Genomic DNA, 1,575 nt, shown 5'->3' with positions numbered 1-1,575 from the left:
TGCGTAGTGACGAATTGGTGTGTCATATTCGATGTGAGAAGTATTAATTGTAATACCGCGCTCACGCTCTTCTGGAGCGTTATCGATTTGTGCGAAGTTCTTAACTTCACCACCATAAGTTTTAGACAAAACGGCAGAAATTGCTGCTGTTAAAGTTGTTTTACCATGGTCAACGTGACCGATGGTGCCCACGTTTACATGGGGCTTTTTACGTTCAAATTTAGCTTTTGCCATGGTATTGCCTCAGTCCAATTATCTTGGTGATGAAAACACATATAGTAAAAATCCGACGCATAAAATGACATCGAATCGATTATTTAGGGTTAGGAAGTTTATTCATGACAAGCTGGTGTTGATAGGCAGATCCGCACTGCCGACTCATCCTAGTAAAGGATGCGCTCTACCAACTGAGCCATATCAGCGAACAAATTTGGAGCGGATGGCGGGAATCGAACCCGCGTTATCAGCTTGGAAGGCTGGAGTAATACCATTATACGACATCCTTGCAACCTATTTAGGCTACCTAACTACCTAGAAAGTGGTGGAGGGAGAAGGATTCGAACCTTCGAAGGCTGAGCCGTCAGATTTACAGTCTGATCCCTTTGGCCACTCGGGAACCCCTCCAGAAAAATGGTGCCGGCACCAAGAGTCGAACTCGGGACCTACTGATTACAAGTCAGTTGCTCTACCAACTGAGCTATGCCGGCGTATCATTTCGGGTTCGGATATTAGGTAAATGTGGCTCGGAGTGCAATAGGAAAATGATAAAAAACATAAAAAAAGTTTCAAATGGCGCTTTTTTGCACTCGTTTTTCCTAAAAAGTGTAATTTGTAGGCAAATGTAATTAGTGATGAAGACAAATGAGGAGCAACCTATTGTCGCCATTTATTCGATAGTGTAATGTGCCTGACCAACCTAGAGGAATGGTTATGAACCCAATTAACTCAATACAAGACGCACTCTACTTTGCTTTTCAGCGCGAGCATTGGGCTGAACTACGAAAATCAGTGCCGCTTACATTGAGTCTGGCTGAATTAGAAAAACTGCGTGGTATGAATGAAAAGCTGTCTTTAGATGAAGTCACTGACATTTATCTTCCTCTCAGCCGTTTGCTCAATTTATTTGTCGGCTCAAAACAGCAGCGTGGACTGGTTCTTGATAAATTCCTAGAACAAAAAGCTTCTCCAGGTCCTTACATCATTAGTATTGCAGGAAGCGTAGCTGTAGGTAAGAGTACTACAGCGCGTATATTGCAAACTTTATTGCAACGCTGGCCGGAGCATCCAAAAGTTGATTTAGTCACCACTGATGGCTTTTTGTATCCCTTGGCAGACCTTAAACGCAAAGGATTACTCCAGCGCAAAGGTTTTCCTGAAAGTTATGACATGAAAATGTTAGTAGAATTCATTTCAGCAGTAAAAGCGGGGCAGAAAGAAATTCTAGCGCCTCTTTATTCGCATGTTACTTATGATAGATGTCACGATGAGCACCAAGCAATCCGTCAGCCCGATATTTTAATTTTAGAAGGGCTAAATGTACTGCAGACAGGTTTAGATACTCCAATAGATACAAGA

General features: G+C 42.5%; 2 protein-coding genes and 3 tRNA genes. 1 reads left to right on the top strand and 4 read right to left on the bottom strand.

The genetic code is table 11. The features are described from left to right. The 4 genes from H5202_RS22215 to H5202_RS22200 form a co-directional block, all read right to left on the bottom strand. On the bottom strand, positions 1-234 hold a 234-nt coding region (locus H5202_RS22215), incomplete at its 3' end, for a GTP-binding protein (protein WP_259397444.1). 113 nt (positions 235-347) lie between these two features. Then, positions 348-422: transfer RNA gene (locus H5202_RS22210), tRNA-Val, on the bottom strand. Between the two features lie 117 nt (positions 423-539). Then, a tRNA-Tyr gene (locus tag H5202_RS22205) sits at positions 540-624 on the bottom strand. Between the two features lie 7 nt (positions 625-631). Further along, positions 632-707 (bottom strand) — tRNA-Thr (locus H5202_RS22200). Positions 708-930: 223 nt separating this feature from the next. On the opposite strand from H5202_RS22200, the gene coaA reads away from it, so the two are divergent. Continuing rightward, the coding region (coaA, locus tag H5202_RS22195; RefSeq protein ID WP_182773940.1) for a type I pantothenate kinase at positions 931-1,575 on the top strand (645 nt) is incomplete at its 3' end.

This window comes from Shewanella sp. SG41-4 (genome assembly GCF_014164505.1).
Lineage (GTDB): Bacteria > Pseudomonadota > Gammaproteobacteria > Enterobacterales > Shewanellaceae > Shewanella.
This window is presented reverse-complemented; position numbering and strand designations above follow the sequence as displayed.